Genomic DNA, 14667 nt, shown 5'->3' on the forward strand with positions numbered 1-14667 from the left:
AAAATGGAAGAAAAAATATGTATTTTTTGTAACGAACCAAATGAATCTAAATCAATAGAGCATATTATACCTGAAAGTTTAGGGAATAAATTGTATGTCATGCCAATAGGTAGTGTTTGTGATGAATGTAATTCTAGGTTTTCTAAACACGAACAGAAAGCTCTAGAAAAAAGTATTTTAGCTTTTGAAAGGTCTAGGTTTGGAATTGAAACAAAAGCTGGAAAAACATCAAAAGGGAATTTAGAACAGCTTAAGTTTGAAGGAGATAAAAATTTCACTAAAGGAGTTGTGAGCATTAAGGATGGAATTGATAATGCAAACTTTAAAATCACAGACCCAAAGAAAAAAATTGGAAAACTAACAGTACCTTCTTTTGATAAGTCAGAAGTTTCAACAAGTAAATTACTATTAAAAATGGGTTTAGAATCCATTTACATTTCAAAAAGAAAAGTTTTTGATAAAAACGATTTTACTGACCTAAAAAATTTTTTAGGGAATAAAAATAATACTGATTGGCCATTTGTTACAAGAGAGCTTAAATATGATGATCAGGGTATGTTTAAAAATATTTTAGGAGATTATAAGTTGCGCTACAAACTTAGATTTATTTATAAGTCCGAATTAAAATATTATCAAAAATCTCAAACTGAATTGCTTTTTAGGTTTAATTATGGTTCTATATCATTTTTTATTAACCTTTTAAATAGAGGCTTGGATTGGATTCCTTCATTTTTCCAAAAGGAAGAAAAGATAAAGGTGTATCCTCATCATTTCGAAAAGAAGGTTGAGAAATTAACACGATAATACCAATTTATGTTAACTAAATAAATCCCCTGGAAAAAGCCCTTTCAGGTCTTTCCATTAAAGATATTGATTGTTTTTCAAAATGCACGTAACCATTTTTGATTATTTTTCTCCAAAGGAAATTCCCTAGATATTCACATTTTCCAAATTTTGATTAAATTCAGACTGATTCAGAATTTTCTGTAAGTTGAACTAGATTATTAGTTGGACTTTACCACCCTCGTTTTTTATCAAATTTTTATAGAAAGAATAGAGATCGTAATTTTAGAATTAAAAGATGATGATAGAAAAAGGGAAAATTGAAATTTCAGAAACCTTTAAAATAAGCGGAAGAGGAATCGTTTTGGCCGGAATAATTATTGAAGGTCAGATTAATACTGGAGATTTTATCCAATTTGAGTATAATGGTGAATCTATGAAAAAAAGAATCATTGGATTGGATAGAGGGAAAAAAGAAAATGGTAGTAAACTCAAAGTTGGTATCCTTATCAACTGTGAAAATGAAGTTGAAATGGAAAAATTCCATGAGTGGAATCCTAAATTGACTTTAGGAAAAGTATTTCAGGGACAATGAAAACAGACCCATCAATATATAAGATTTGCATCGCAGCAATTAACAGGCATACGATTAAGCCATTTGACTTTCAGATGACTCAAATTTATAGGGAAGACTGTAAAAGTCCCAGAGGTGTATTTGAGAATATCAATTTAAATCCAAGCGAAATTTCAATTTGCAGCACTGAAATCAATGAGCATCAATGGACCTTATTGACCACCCAAAGAATATTTACCAGTGATAATGAAGATTTTTTTGAAGGGAAAATTATTGATTTTAAAACCAAAAGATCTGGAAATTTCAAAGGGATCGGAAATATCAAGTATGTTAAAGGTATAATTGAGTTGCATAACAGTGAAAAAATACCATACTTTTTAGAAACAGGAAAGGCATCCATGGTAATGATTTATGGCCTTCAAACTGCTATGCAAATTATTCCAATAAAGGAAGATTGAAAGATAATTTTAACTATGACTATTAGAATAAGAAGATATATTGCGGCCTTTCTGGACCTTTATTTGCCAGGGTCGATTCTTTTTTTATTCGTGTCATTGGTTGAAAAGTATTTTGAATTTAATCTAAACCTCGATCTTTTTATTGGCGTTATTTGGAGTGTGGTACTTATGAAGGATATTTTTACCGGTCAAAGTATTTTTAAAAAACTTTTAGGTCTTAAGGTTGTATATAAAAAAACTCAACAACCAGTTCAACCATTAATTTCAATATTTAGAAACTTTCTGGCACTACCCCTTTTCCCAATAGAAATTATTGCATTATTGTTTTTTGGAGTTAGAATAAGTGATAGAATATTTAAAACTGAGGTAGTAGTAGCTGATCGGATGAAGATTGTTTCCATTTACAAAGAGTTGCGTGAATATAAAACAACAGCTTACATTAGAGATTATCTTTTAAGTTTCATATTAGCAATTTTAGGAGCTAATATTTATGGGACTTTTTTGGTGATTTTTTTATTCTAGTGCTGTAAAAACCATTATTAACTTCATCACAATAAACTTTATTATTTTTATTTCCATCTTAGTATCTCAAAAAAGTTAGGTGAAATCAGATTAAATGAATCTACTTATATTTATTGCTACAGTTGTATTATCAATTCCCTTTGCCAGAATTATTTCAATTACAGTTCATGAACTTAGTCATGGTATTGTTGCGTATTTTTTTTCATCTGGAAATATCGATATTTATTTGGGGTCTTATGGGAATTCTACGGATTACTCAAGGTTAAGAATAGGTAGTTTTAATATTTTTATAAACAGGAATATCAAAAAGTTCAATGCAGGGCTTTGTGTCCCTGAAAAACAAATCACAGCCTTTTTTCCAGCTTTTTTGTTCATTTTTGCAGGACCATTTTCTTCCTTACTTTTAGCAGGGGTTTGTAGTTATATAATATTGTTTCTACCTATGGAAATAAACTGGGTAATATTAGTAACGCTTGTTATTTTGACCTTAAGCTTTATTTTGGATTTTTTCTATAATATTATACCAAATAATAAGGCAATAGTATTAAGTAATGGCTGTATCACTTATAATGATGGACAATCCCTGAAATTACTTTGGAAGAGAAAAACGCTAGTTAAAGATATATCCCTGTTAAATCAATGCCTAATAGATAAAACTCCAAACAAAGGAATTGGTCTTTTCAATAAAATTTATACAAACTTGAAAACTCCAGAAATAATAAGAGCTGGAATTTTCTTATACAATGAATTACGCCACCATGAAAAAGTAAAAATATTATTCGAAGACCTTTCAAAGTTAGATGAATTAAATGATCAGGATTATGGTACTTATGGACTTAACTATTCCTATGAAGAAGACCACAAAAAGGCCTTGGAGTTATATGATAAATCTTTAGAATTAAATTCAAATAATTTTTATTCGACCTTAAACAGAGGATACACTTACAATTTATTGGAGAAATACGCTGAGGCATTGGAGGACTTCAATAAGGCCATTGCTCTGAACTCAAATTCAGCTTATTGTTATAGCAATCGAGGATTATCAAAAATAAAACTTGGAGATGAAAAAGGAGGGTTAGAGGATATAAATAAGGCAATATCAATAGATAAAAATGAATCCTATGCTTACAAAAACCTGGGCTTATATTATTTTGAAAAAGGGATGTTAGAAAAAGCCCTTGAATTACTTTCTAAAGCAAAACAATTGAATGAAAAAACAAATGGGATTGATGAATTAATTAGTAAAGTGGAAGAGAATTTAAATGTAGGGAGCAAATGAAAAGTTGGAGCCTATATTTTGTAATTATTTCCCTAATTCTGATTAGCTGGATATATTTTAATCAGGCAAAGAAATATCAACCTGATGGGATTTCTATAGATAAAAAAAAGTATCCGGTTTCTGGAATAGATTTATCGCACTATTCTGGAAATGTTGACTTTGAAAGCTTACAAAAGGACGAAATAGATTTTGTTTATTTGAAAGCAACTGAAGGAATAGATCATAAAGATAAAAACTTCGAAGAAAACTACAACCAGGCCAAAAAGTATAATGTAAGAATTGGCTTTTATCATTTTTACCGGTTTGATTTTTCTCCATTGGATCAGGCAAAGTTTTATTTATCTATAATTGAAGAGAAAAAATATCAAATGCCATTAGTGATTGATGTAGAAGAATGGGGAAATGAAAAAACAATTTCCAGGGAAGAGGTCCGTAAGGAGATTGCCTTGTTCATTGCCTATGTAGAAGCACAAACTAAATGTAAGATGATTGTATATACCAATTTGTCTGGTTATACATCTTATGTAGATGGTTTAGGAAATGATATATGGTTATGTTCTTTCCGAAAAGGAGAAAAGTTGGATGGTAATTGGTTATTTTGGTAATACTCTCACAAAGGAAAATTGCCTTATGTGGAAGGCTGGGTTGATTTAAATACTTTCAACGGAACCAAGGAAGAATTTAATTCATATTTAGAAAACTATTGTAAGGATTGATTGCGACCAAATTAACCGGCTTAATTTGGAAAAGATTATGAAATCCAATCCACACCTCTACTCCGGCCTCCCATAGTGCTCATAAAACTGTTCCAGTAATTTAGGACTGATTCTTCTTCTTGTGTGGATGCCAATTCTTTGGAAGTAGGTGGCGATGGTGTTGGGGTGTAATTTGTATTCTAAAGCAATTTCCTTTTTGGTTTTGAAGTAAAGTCCCAGGGTTTGTGTGGTCTGCATGGTAAAAAGCATTGTTGGATCGTAGTATAAAAATAATCATTTTTAAGCGCTATTCTTATTATAAATCACACTATTTCCCACAATTACCTCATATTTATTGCGCATTTACGCTAATTCACATAAGTGTTTTGGAGGTTTTATCTAAGCTTGTAACCAATATTAAGTACAAAAAGCAAAAGGATGAAACTCTTGTTGTTAGTGGCTGGTGCCGGATATTTATTAAGCAGATTTGGGAAGCAAATTGCCAGTTTTGTAGATAATTTGAGGGTTTTTATCTCTCAGCCGGGCACACCAACCATTGAACACAACAGTGTTATTCTGCCCATTATCGTAAGACTGGAAAACCATGAACCCATGGAGGTCACAATGCAAAATATTCTGGTGACAGTTTATTACGATCAGGGCAACCAAAACTGGGTATTTTTAGCNTCCAGCAAACCACAGGCNAATNGCAGTTTTATCATTAAAGGCAACTCCTCGAATAANCTNAAAATTATGGTGGGAATACCCTTTAGCAATATGCTNCAGCTGCTTTGGATACAGTTTGGCAATGCCACCAAAATNCTGGANAACTTTAAGAAAATGACTNTGATGGTAGANACCAANGTGAAAATNGGTGGACGGACATTTACCCAAAAAGANGTNTTTAACCAACAGGAAAAACNNGCNGCNTAAATGTATGGGGCNGNNGTAAATAGGGGNCTTGGTTTGGTAGCCAGTAAAAAAAGGAAAATCAATCCTACCAAAAGATGGGATCGCTATTTTCCACCCATGACCAGCTTAAAACATGAAGATAAGATTCTGGTCAAAAATGGCAGTGTGTTTACCACTTTGCGACTGATGCGCAAAATTGTGAGAGAAACCAGGGGAGATACCAAACGGTTGGCGCCAATGTTAAAACGAAAAACATTAAAAGCCACCATCAATCATATATGGCATTTTGTTTACAACCATGTGCAATACAAGCTTGACAAACAAGGTGTAGAACAATTGCACCGGCCATTAAGGATCTGGAAAAAGAGATTTGAAGGGGTGGATTGTGATGATTACGCCATTTTTATCAGCAGCATCCTGAGCAATTTAGGCATCAGGCATGCCTTTAGAATGACCAAGTACAATGGAAAAAATCACTACCAGCATGTGTATATCGTAGTACCCAAAAACCAAAGTTTCAAATGAGTGAATATATCATTGACCCGGTAATAAATAAACCCGATTTTGAGGTGGAATATTCCAGTAAATATGACTTGGGAATGAGTGGCATGCCCATCCAGTATTTAAATGGACTGGATCAGGGAACTATTTCCGGAGGAATTACCCCGGAACTTTCCGGAAACCTTGGCTATATCACAGGATTTGGAGCGGAGTTCGATGATTTTGAATCGCTGGTGGGGCTTGGTGGCATCGATGATCAAAAAGCAGTTTACAAGCTGTTTTTAACCAAACTCAAACAACACCTTTTAAATACCAGGATAATTGCCATGGCCAATCCTGAAACTGTCACCAATGCTGGTTACAGTTATGGAGATTTCATGGAAAATCTGAATTATCTGATCAAAAACTTTGATCAGGCCAATAGCCGGAATATGGCACTGGAACAGGTGGCTGGGTTTGATGCTTCACTGGGATTTTTTACCGATGATGAAGCAGAATATGATTTGGATGGCCTGGGTTTATTTAGGAGAAACAAGGCCAAAAGAGCCGCCAGAAAAAGCAGAAGAGTAGCCAGACGAACAGCCAGAAAAGCCAAAAGGACTGAAAGAAGAAAAACCAAAGGAGGCTTTTTCAAACGCATTGGCACGGGAGTCAAAAGCTTTCGAAAAGCGGTGACCAGAAACGTGAAAAAAGCGGGAAAAAGTGTGGCCAGATTCGGAAAAAAAGTAGGAAAAGCCATTGCCAGATACAACCCGGCATCAGTTTCCATTCGTGGTGGACTTACCGTGGCTTTTAAAACCAACCTACTTAGAATGGCTGAAAAACTGGGTTATGGCTACTGGAGTGAGGCCCAGGCCAAAGCCCACAACCTGGATTTAGGAGAATGGAGAAAATATGTGGCTTCCTTAAACCGGGTGAAAAAAATGTGGGCAGGATTGCAGGGAAAACCCGAAAACCTGAAAAAATACATTTTGCAAGGCTGGAGTAAAGGGGTAAAAAAAAGGAAACTGCCCTATATTCCGGAGAGCCAGTTAAGAGGTTTTGGAGCAGTAGCCACTGCCAGTACCGCAGCAGCTTCAGGTTTTATTGCCACCATTACAGGATTCTTGAAAAAACTCAAATTCTCTGACCTGTTTAAAAAAATAAAAGCAGCTGCAGAAAAAAGAAGGCTGGCAAAAGCTACCGGAAATACTGGATCAAAAAAGCATCAAAGGCAGGCTAGAAAAGCCCTTCGAAAAGTAAAACGCAAAGCTACCTCCAGTAAAATCAAATCCAATTTGAAACCATTGGCTAAAAAGGCCCAAACAGCGGTAATGAGTTCCACTAAAAATGCAGCCACTTCCAAAGTAAAATCCGTTTTCAGCAGACTGATGCCTGGATTAAAAACGCAAACCCAAAGTACTCCAAGTCAGATACCAAAATCCAGTGTTAAAAGCAGTGCTTTAAAACCAATTCCATTCCCTGAGCAAACCCCAACAACACCTACTTCCACTCCTCCAGTAATTGAGAAAGCTAGTGCAGGATCCGGTGGAAGTTCCATGCTTTTGCTTGGAGGTGTTGCCCTTGCGGGAATTATGGTGATGACCATGGGTAAAAAAAAAACTTAAGTAAAAAAGCAGGTAGCGGACACCGTGAAAAATTATCAGGAGTAGCTTTTTAAAAAAAATCAAGAACAAGAACCATAACACAATGAAAGTAGACCAAAAAAAAGTGATGGCCAATATGCAGAGTACAGGATTGAACTTTGCAGGTGCCACGGTAGGCTATATTGCAGTAAGAAAAGCCCCTGAAAAATTCCAAAAGTTTGCCGGACCAGGCGTACTGGTTTTGGGACTGGCTGCCCAGCTGAGTTCCAATAAAACCATTCAGGAAATTGGCTCTGGAATAGCGGTGATCGGTGCCATTGAAACGGCCAATAAATTCCTTCCAGACGGATTGAAGCAAAAAACCACCGGAATTTTACCTGCCCTTTCAGGTACTCCTTATGCCCTGGGAGAAGGTTTTGATGATGATTATGATGAAGANTTTGAAGGCTTTGATGAAGGTGGNGTGGGNTATCTGGGCATGGAAGATGAAGAGTTTGCNACTTCCTTACTGGGNNTNGATGGNGANNTGGGAGAAGCTGAAGAAATGGAGATCGCNAAGGCAATCCTTTAAAATTNAATAGTGCAATTCAAAAGTTGTTAACTGTAATCTTTTGCAGGAAACAAACCACTGATTTTTTTAACAACTAAAACATTTATAAAATGAACGCAAATCCAATTTTAACCAAAGGCCATAAAATATTACTGGCAAAAGCAGCGCTGTTGCCACCGGAAACAGCCATGGCATTAGAAAAGCATGCTTTAAAATTAACCGATGCCAATTTGTACCTGAGGGCAGATGTGACCGGGAAAGCAGGGATCCTAAAACTCATCGATGAGACCACCATCAAACAGGTGGGCATTACCAATATTGATGGGAATAAACTGCCCAAATTTGTCAATCAGGTCGTAGAAAAACTCCGTGCAGGTTATGCTACCCATGCCACAGAAACCGATCCTTCCAAACTGAAATATACCACTAAATACAGTGCGGTGGATACAGCCATTCTCAACAGTGTTTTTACCATCAAACTGAATGAAGCACCGGTTTTGGAAGTGCCTACAGCCAGGCTTTTCAGTGAAGAAGTGAGTCGTGGAGCAATCGGTTCGGGATATGATGCCTACATCATTGATAATCCTCCTGTTTTAATTGAGGAAATGAAAATTTCCATGGAAATAGAATTCCCCAAAACAGGCTCGGTGGATTCAGGAGCAAAGCATTTTATTGAATTGTTCCTACAGGGGCAAAGAACAGCCCAGCGTTAAACAGAAAGGACTTTGATAAGTATTTATACTTATAAATAGTGAATAGCCAATTTTTATGAAAAGGTTAATCAAATACCAGAAAAAGGAGATCATTTTTCCAGTGGGCACCACGGCAGGAGTAAAAACTGAAAGTGTGGACTTTGACAGGGCTTACCAGCTTTGTGATGGAGTGACGGTTTATGAAAGGGCTGGTGGAGGTGTGCCCTTCTGGGAGCTGGGTTTATCCGATGATGATCTGGGCACTTATGTGGATACGGTGGAAAGTAAGTTTTTCAAGGATCAGGGAAGGGATGAAAGATTCCTGGAAGTGAGTATTGCCAATAACAAAAGACCGATCAGAATCTCAGTCAACATCCCTGAAGTGCTCACCAGTGACTTAAAATTTCAGATGATTTTCAGGTTGAAAAATACAGAAAATCTATAAGCGAAAAGTATATAATCACCATTGCGAGGGATAAGTATCCATAGTGAAGTTTTAAGTGCCACCGGGAATACCACTATATTAAACTGTGCTGGTATGTACATCAAAAACAATGGTTCGGCCACAGTGAAATATGGGTTTAGCGATAATGGAGGCGTACATATTTTGCAGGCCGGACAGGAGCGGGAAATCAATTTCCCTGCAGGTTTTTTATTCAGTGGCAAGCTGTATTTGTACTTTGTTTCTTCAGGCACGAAAGAGCTGGCCATTGATAAATACATAGAAAATAATGAGGAAACGATTTTATGAGTCGCGTTTATTTCCATTTAAGAAAATTCCCGGGCAGGCAGGCTAAAATCTATTATCGCCTGTATGGGAAAAATACCCAGGACAGAACCACTGGTACCAGTACCGGTTTGAGTATCTGGCCGAAAGACTGGAATGGAAAAATGCAGCTGGCCGTGGCCGGAAAAGACAAGGGAAAAATCAATTTCAGGCTTTTAAGCTTAAAAAAACACCTGGAAGGCAAATCAACGAAATCAAAGTCCTCAGCACTAAATGGAATAGGAGAAAATGCAATAGAAAGCAGCCGGGAAAATAATCAAGAGGGAAACAGACCAATGGAAAATCAATTGACCATTAAGCAGCCAGGACCGGGCAGCTATGCCAACTGGCAGGAATATGTGATTGCAGATTTAAGGGAAAAAGTAGGGGAATTAAAACAGCGCAATGCTGAACTGGAAACTAAAAGCCGGGAAGATGATCAAAAATTACTGGAGCTTGAAAAAGAAGTGGCTTTTAAGGACAAAGAGCATGAGCTGGATTTGCAGGGAAAGGATCTGGAAAGGGGAAATGGGCTTGGTGGCATTGTAGAAAAAGTAGCTTCCAATGAACATTTAAGTGCTTTGGCCGGAGTGATAATCAGTCGCCTTTTAGGTACGGATATGCCAGCAGGAAACGGGCAGTTATTCGGGGAAGAAATGAGACCGGACAACCGGGAAAATAAAATGATTAGTGCTTTTGAAGACTGGTTTTTAAGACTTTCAGAGCATGAACAAACCAAGGTTTGGAATCTGATTTTAGTGCTTTCCAATTCCACCAACTTGCTTGAAAAAATTGACAGCCTAATAGAGAAATTGAAAAATGGAATTCCAACTCGGTTCCAAGCGAATTAAAAAAACAGCCGGGGAAATTGAGCAGGAAAAGGAATTGTACCTCAATGTGCTCAGGAAAAACCTATCGGTGAAAAGTTTGAGGATTTTGGCTAAGAAAAGCCAGAAAAAAGGCATTGATTCCATCATATTGAAATACCAAAATTTGATCTGAAAATGGCACTACCACTTTTATTGGGATCGGGTATAAAAGATGCAGTGGGCAGTATTCCACCAGTGGTCTGGAAAGCTTTGATTGCCACTGGACTGGGTGTTGGGGCTTATCTGATTGTGAGGAAAGTGGTGCAAAATGCCAGAAGACAATCAGCCATCAGGGAATTTGGCAGAGATGGAAAAAACGGACTGGCTGTGGATCTGGCTACACTTTTTTATCAGGCGATTTGGGAAAATGATCCGGTGGGCTGGTCAGAGAATGAACCGCTGATTTTTGATACGGCTAAAAGGGTAAAAAATGAAAATGCAGATTTTGGACTGGTCCATAAAGCCTATAAAAAAATCTATGATCGTGACTTGCTCAAAGACATTCAAAAGGCTTTGAATCCGGAGGAGTTTGTCAGGTTCAATGAGATCATTGATACCGGAATTGGAGCCTTAGGAGTATTGGGACAAGTACCCTTTTCAAAACTGGTGACGACTATCAATCCCACCACAGTATTTGCCAATGATTTACAACAGGCCAAAAAAGTAAATGGCAGGGTAAAACTGGGAAGGCATTTTGAGACCATTTTGCTTGGCGATAACAGAAAACTGACTGGTTTTATGAAAAACAAAAACCTGTTTTATGTACCTGAAAAAGATATTCGATTGATCAATGCTTAAACCACCACAACCATGGCTCAAATAGGAAAACAACAGAAAAAAAGTGATGAATCCTGGGGGTATTTGCTGGTCACAGCAGCGGTGGGCATTGGTTTGTTTGCGGCTTTGCGAAAGAAGGATATTTTACCGGAAAGTACTGAAAGCACTATCATTCCCTCATCAACAACATCAAAGACAACATCATTCAAAACCAGGAGCAGTTTCCCATTGAGTAAAGGATCCAGAGGAGCTTTGGTTACAGCACTTCAAAATCTTTTACTTCAATTGGGAGACAAGGCAGCCGCTGAAATCAAAGCCAGTGGTGGAGCAGATGGTATTTTTGGCAGTGGTACTGAAAAAGCTCTGCTGGAAGCTGGTTTTTCCAAAGTGATTACCCAGTCTGATTATGACCGGCTTTCCCAGCTGGTCAAAAGGCAAAATGCTTCGGGAAAAGTAGTAAAAGGTGACACCGATGTGTATGTGTTTGTAGACAGTTTTTTCCTGGATGAACCCATTTACAAAAATGTAGTACAGGAAGAAAATTATTTCCATGGCAGAAAAGTGAAAGTTACCAATCCCAAAGGTTTAATCACCAAATTGCCCCACAGGATGTACATAGGAAAAGCAACGGGAAAGACCATAGGAAAATACATTCAGGTCAAATCTACCCTTAATGGAATAGACTATTTTGTATGGGTAGATAAGGGAGAAACCACGGTGCAGATTTTTAAAGAAGCGGATCTACATCATTATCTAACCCTGCAAAAAGGCATTCAGAAAACAAGAGAAGTGATCAATAATATCATTGCTGCCTTTGCATGATAAAAAAAAGCACTGGAACTAAGATGAAGTCATTTTTAAATCAAATAGCGGTCATTTCCAGAGGACTCCGGAATAACAATCCGGGGAATTTACGCCTGACCAGTATCGGTTGGGAAGGCAAAGTACCCAATGTCCAAAATACTGATGGGGCATTCGAACAGTTTCAGGCTTTGCCCTGGGGAATCAGGGCCCTGGCTATTGATATTCGAACAAAAATCAGGAAAGGGCTGGATACCATTGATAAAATCATTCGGGTGTATGCGCCTCATACAGAAAATGACACTCATGCCTATATCACAAGAGTGGTTCGCTTAACCGGAATTGCCCAACACCAGAAACTCACCGCTGACAAAGCCACCATCAAAAAAATAATTGCAGCCATTATTAAAGTGGAAAACCGGGCTGATGAAGCTCATTTGATTAAAGACAAAGATTTAGAAGACGGACTGGCTTTGGTAGAAAGCACTTTTGATAAGGTTGTGGCCACAGGAGGCTCTTTTTTTTTTGATACTGATGGTGGCAGGAGCGATCTGGTGGATGGGGAAAAAGAATTGAACCAGGAAGAAGATATTAAACCAGCAGAAAAAGAACCAAAAGAAAATTCAATCATCTCAACCAATAAAATTATGATCAAGTGGAAAGCAGTAATTATTGACATTGGCATAGATGCCTTAATGGATGTGATTAAAAAATCCGGGAAGGTGAAAAAGTTTGCAGAATTTCTTTTCTCAGAGAAAATGCAAAACACCCTGGCTGAGGTCTATCAATCATACACCCTGGCCTTGAAAGAATGGGAAGAAGATGAAGAAAGCAGCTGAAAAAAAACTGGAAATACCAGACGAAATGCTATTTGCCGGATCCTCCACACTGGGCAGTCTATTGGGAATGTTCCTTTCTCAAGGGACCAGGTATGAAAATACCGGAGCCATCTGGGGAGGGTTTGCAGGAAGCCTTTTCGCTTATTGGCTGATTAAAAAAGATAAAAGACATGAAAACTAAAACCAGAAGAAGAAAGTCCACTTCCAAAAAGACAGGAACTAAAAAACGAAGCACTAAATCGGTGAAACCCAAAAAGCTGACTGCAAAACTAAAAGCGCAGGGCATCACTCAGGAAATGCTCAACAGAGCAGCAAGGGAAGGAGGAATCAGTTTGAAAACCGTTAACAGGCAGGCCGGAGGTTCGAATACCTTTTATGATAAACTGGCCAATGCCTTACCACCAGGAAAAAGGTTATCGAGAAATGGTAAGATCTATCATGAGGTAAGAAAAAACAGAAGTGACAGGAAAGGCAATATTTAATGACTCAAAGCAGATCTATAGCTTTACATGGTACAGACCAAAATTATTATGTTACCAACCTTGAAACTGGTAAGATAGAACTACATTTTGATTACCAAACCTACAAGGATTTAGAGCAGGATTTAAAGAAAGAAATTAAAAGATATTTCCTTTGGAGTAGAGGAAAACAAGCCTGGATCAGTAAGGCAAAAGAAATGACCTATGGGATTCAACAGATTATTGCCAAAACTGATTTAACCGATAATGGTACTATTGGAGAAAAGATAAGTTTTGAGGAACAAATTAGTAGGAAGGTATCCAGAGCTGAAAATAAAATTAGTCGATTACAAGACCGGAAAGAAAAATCTAAAAAAAGGCAGGAACAGTTTCAAAGTGAGGCTAACAGGTTCAGTGGTGACATTTCTTTTTGGACTCAACCAAATATTAATTCTGGAAAAGGCAGATCATTTACCAATTATCGAAATCGTGTTATTGCTCGATATGAAAAAGGTTTAAAAGAACATGCCTATAGGGAATACCTGGATAATAAAATTGGGGCTGCTATTTCTACTGCAAATCAGCGTCAATTAAAAGATGTTGGTTTTTTGAATAGGAGAATTGCTGAGAATGAAAAAAGGTATCGTAAATTAAAGAAATCCCTGGATGATACCGAAAAATTACTTCAACAGGGTAATTTATCTGAAGAGAAAAAAGAGCAAATTCAAAAGAATGTAAATTGGTGGTCTGGCAATCTACAAGAAGTGATTGATAAGCTTAATTTTTATAAACTGAAAATTGAAGAAGCTGGAGGAGTTCTTTATTCCAAAGAAAGTGTAAAAGATTGGGCTGCCTATGTTAATTATAGAGGGGCATGGTATCCTATCAAATCTTTCAATACTAAAACCATTACCTTTTTAAACTGGCATCGAATAGCAAAATTCGAGTGGAAAACTCCTTATGCTGAAATAAAACCAGGTGCATTAAAAAAAATTGGTGAGATAACAGTATTGGATAGAGATGGAAATGAAGTATTGCCCAAGGTTAATTTAAAACCCAAAGTAGAGAAAAGTCAATCTGAAAAAACAAAGCCTGAAGAGGAAAAAGAAACTGAAGAAACAAATCCTCAACAAAAAACGGATACCAGTTTAGAAATTATTGATTACTCTGAAAAATCAATCGCTTTAAAAGGCACTGATTTGGAAATGGGAATTAATAAAGACTTTCTTTGGGAAAAATTTAACTTGTGGGGAACATTCAATGTTCGGCTGAAAGATCAAAATGGGAAAAAGTTTTCCGGTTGGATATTCAAAAAAACAGATCAGGAAAAAGTTAAAGAATTGGTGAAATTCCTGGAGGCTGGAAACAAGGGAGATGGCAAAAAAAGGGAAAGGAGTCATTCAAAAAAGGGAAGGGAAAAGCATGTGAAATCTCTAGTTTCCATTGACCAGCATGTTGTTTTTTTAGCCTGGAAAAAAGCAGATGATTACGACAATCAGAGAAAATCTTATATCCATAATCCTTCATTTAAAACCTACCTGGATGATAAGCATAATTTATATATAGTCTCTAAATACACCCAGATCGACCCATGGACAGGCAGTG

20 protein-coding genes are annotated in these 14667 nt (G+C 37.0%); 19 read left to right on the forward strand and 1 reads right to left on the reverse strand.

Going from position 1 to position 14667, the window contains the following annotated elements:
- The first annotated feature begins 3 nt into the window (after positions 1 to 3).
- The 6 genes from A3EM_RS0140855 to A3EM_RS0140880 all read left to right on the forward strand — a co-directional run bounded on the left by A3EM_RS0140855 (position 4) and on the right by A3EM_RS0140880 (position 4221).
- Positions 4 to 804 (forward strand): HNH endonuclease, encoded by an 801-nt coding sequence (locus A3EM_RS0140855; RefSeq protein ID WP_020534029.1) that lies wholly within the window; start codon positions 4 to 6, stop codon positions 802 to 804.
- A 277-nt stretch (positions 805 to 1081) separates the two neighbouring features.
- Entirely contained in the window at positions 1082 to 1378 is a 297-nt protein-coding gene (locus A3EM_RS0140860; RefSeq protein ID WP_157638321.1) for a hypothetical protein, read from the forward strand.
- Positions 1375 to 1815: a hypothetical protein gene (locus tag A3EM_RS0140865; RefSeq protein WP_245576605.1), complete on the forward strand. Its 441-nt coding sequence runs from the start codon at positions 1375 to 1377 to the stop codon at positions 1813 to 1815. The genes A3EM_RS0140860 and A3EM_RS0140865 overlap by 4 nt, the downstream gene beginning before the upstream one ends.
- 168 nt (positions 1816 to 1983) lie before the next feature.
- On the forward strand, positions 1984 to 2337 hold the full coding sequence (locus tag A3EM_RS0140870) for a hypothetical protein (protein ID WP_157638322.1): 354 nt from the start codon (positions 1984 to 1986) through the stop codon (positions 2335 to 2337).
- Between the two features lie 442 nt (positions 2338 to 2779).
- Entirely contained in the window at positions 2780 to 3616 is an 837-nt protein-coding gene (locus tag A3EM_RS0140875) for a tetratricopeptide repeat protein (RefSeq protein WP_169513481.1), read from the forward strand.
- On the forward strand, positions 3613 to 4221 hold the full coding sequence (locus A3EM_RS0140880; protein WP_020534034.1) for a glycoside hydrolase family 25 protein: 609 nt from the start codon (positions 3613 to 3615) through the stop codon (positions 4219 to 4221). The genes A3EM_RS0140875 and A3EM_RS0140880 overlap by 4 nt, the downstream gene beginning before the upstream one ends.
- Before the next feature lie 168 nt (positions 4222 to 4389).
- Here A3EM_RS0140880 and A3EM_RS0140890 read toward each other — a convergent pair whose 3' ends face one another.
- On the reverse strand, positions 4390 to 4569 hold the full coding sequence (locus A3EM_RS0140890) for a hypothetical protein (RefSeq protein WP_157638323.1): 180 nt from the start codon (positions 4567 to 4569) through the stop codon (positions 4390 to 4392).
- Positions 4570 to 5340: 771 nt separating this feature from the next.
- Between A3EM_RS0140890 and A3EM_RS0140900 the strand changes: the two genes are divergently transcribed.
- The 13 genes from A3EM_RS0140900 to A3EM_RS0140965 form a co-directional block, all read left to right on the forward strand.
- The gene (locus A3EM_RS0140900) at positions 5341 to 5748 is read left to right on the forward strand and encodes a transglutaminase-like domain-containing protein (protein WP_245576606.1); all 408 of its coding nucleotides are present in this window, start codon (positions 5341 to 5343) and stop codon (positions 5746 to 5748) included.
- On the forward strand, positions 5745 to 7331 hold the full coding sequence (locus A3EM_RS0140905; RefSeq protein WP_020534039.1) for a hypothetical protein: 1587 nt from the start codon (positions 5745 to 5747) through the stop codon (positions 7329 to 7331). Before A3EM_RS0140900 ends, A3EM_RS0140905 begins: the two co-directional genes overlap by 4 nt.
- A gap of 639 nt (positions 7332 to 7970) precedes the next feature.
- On the forward strand, positions 7971 to 8573 hold the full coding sequence (locus A3EM_RS0140915) for a hypothetical protein (RefSeq protein WP_020532972.1): 603 nt from the start codon (positions 7971 to 7973) through the stop codon (positions 8571 to 8573).
- Between the two features lie 55 nt (positions 8574 to 8628).
- Complete coding sequence (locus A3EM_RS0140920; RefSeq protein WP_020534041.1) at positions 8629 to 8997, forward strand: hypothetical protein; 369 nt, start codon at positions 8629 to 8631, stop codon at positions 8995 to 8997.
- 93 nt (positions 8998 to 9090) lie between these two features.
- Entirely contained in the window at positions 9091 to 9303 is a 213-nt protein-coding gene (locus tag A3EM_RS0140925; RefSeq protein ID WP_020534042.1) for a hypothetical protein, read from the forward strand.
- Positions 9300 to 10169: a hypothetical protein gene (locus tag A3EM_RS0140930; RefSeq protein WP_020534043.1), complete on the forward strand. Its 870-nt coding sequence runs from the start codon at positions 9300 to 9302 to the stop codon at positions 10167 to 10169. Before A3EM_RS0140925 ends, A3EM_RS0140930 begins: the two co-directional genes overlap by 4 nt.
- Positions 10138 to 10320: a hypothetical protein gene (locus tag A3EM_RS0140935; protein ID WP_020534044.1), complete on the forward strand. Its 183-nt coding sequence runs from the start codon at positions 10138 to 10140 to the stop codon at positions 10318 to 10320. The genes A3EM_RS0140930 and A3EM_RS0140935 overlap by 32 nt, the downstream gene beginning before the upstream one ends.
- 2 nt (positions 10321 to 10322) lie before the next feature.
- Entirely contained in the window at positions 10323 to 10985 is a 663-nt protein-coding gene (locus A3EM_RS0140940) for a hypothetical protein (RefSeq protein ID WP_020534045.1), read from the forward strand.
- 12 nt (positions 10986 to 10997) lie between these two features.
- A complete protein-coding gene (locus A3EM_RS0140945) occupies positions 10998 to 11786 on the forward strand; it encodes a peptidoglycan-binding domain-containing protein (protein ID WP_020534046.1) in 789 nt (262 codons plus the stop codon).
- Positions 11787 to 11809: 23 nt separating this feature from the next.
- On the forward strand, positions 11810 to 12604 hold the full coding sequence (locus A3EM_RS46840) for a structural protein (protein ID WP_157638324.1): 795 nt from the start codon (positions 11810 to 11812) through the stop codon (positions 12602 to 12604).
- The gene (locus A3EM_RS0140955) at positions 12588 to 12785 is read left to right on the forward strand and encodes a hypothetical protein (protein ID WP_020534048.1); all 198 of its coding nucleotides are present in this window, start codon (positions 12588 to 12590) and stop codon (positions 12783 to 12785) included. Before A3EM_RS46840 ends, A3EM_RS0140955 begins: the two co-directional genes overlap by 17 nt.
- Entirely contained in the window at positions 12775 to 13086 is a 312-nt protein-coding gene (locus tag A3EM_RS0140960; RefSeq protein WP_020534049.1) for a hypothetical protein, read from the forward strand. The genes A3EM_RS0140955 and A3EM_RS0140960 overlap by 11 nt, the downstream gene beginning before the upstream one ends.
- On the forward strand, positions 13086 to 14667 hold a 1582-nt coding region (locus A3EM_RS0140965), incomplete at its 3' end, for a DUF3560 domain-containing protein (RefSeq protein WP_026210906.1). The genes A3EM_RS0140960 and A3EM_RS0140965, both read left to right, overlap by 1 nt.

Source organism: Flexithrix dorotheae DSM 6795 (assembly GCF_000379765.1).
Classification (GTDB): Bacteria; Bacteroidota; Bacteroidia; order Cytophagales; family Flammeovirgaceae; genus Flexithrix; species Flexithrix dorotheae.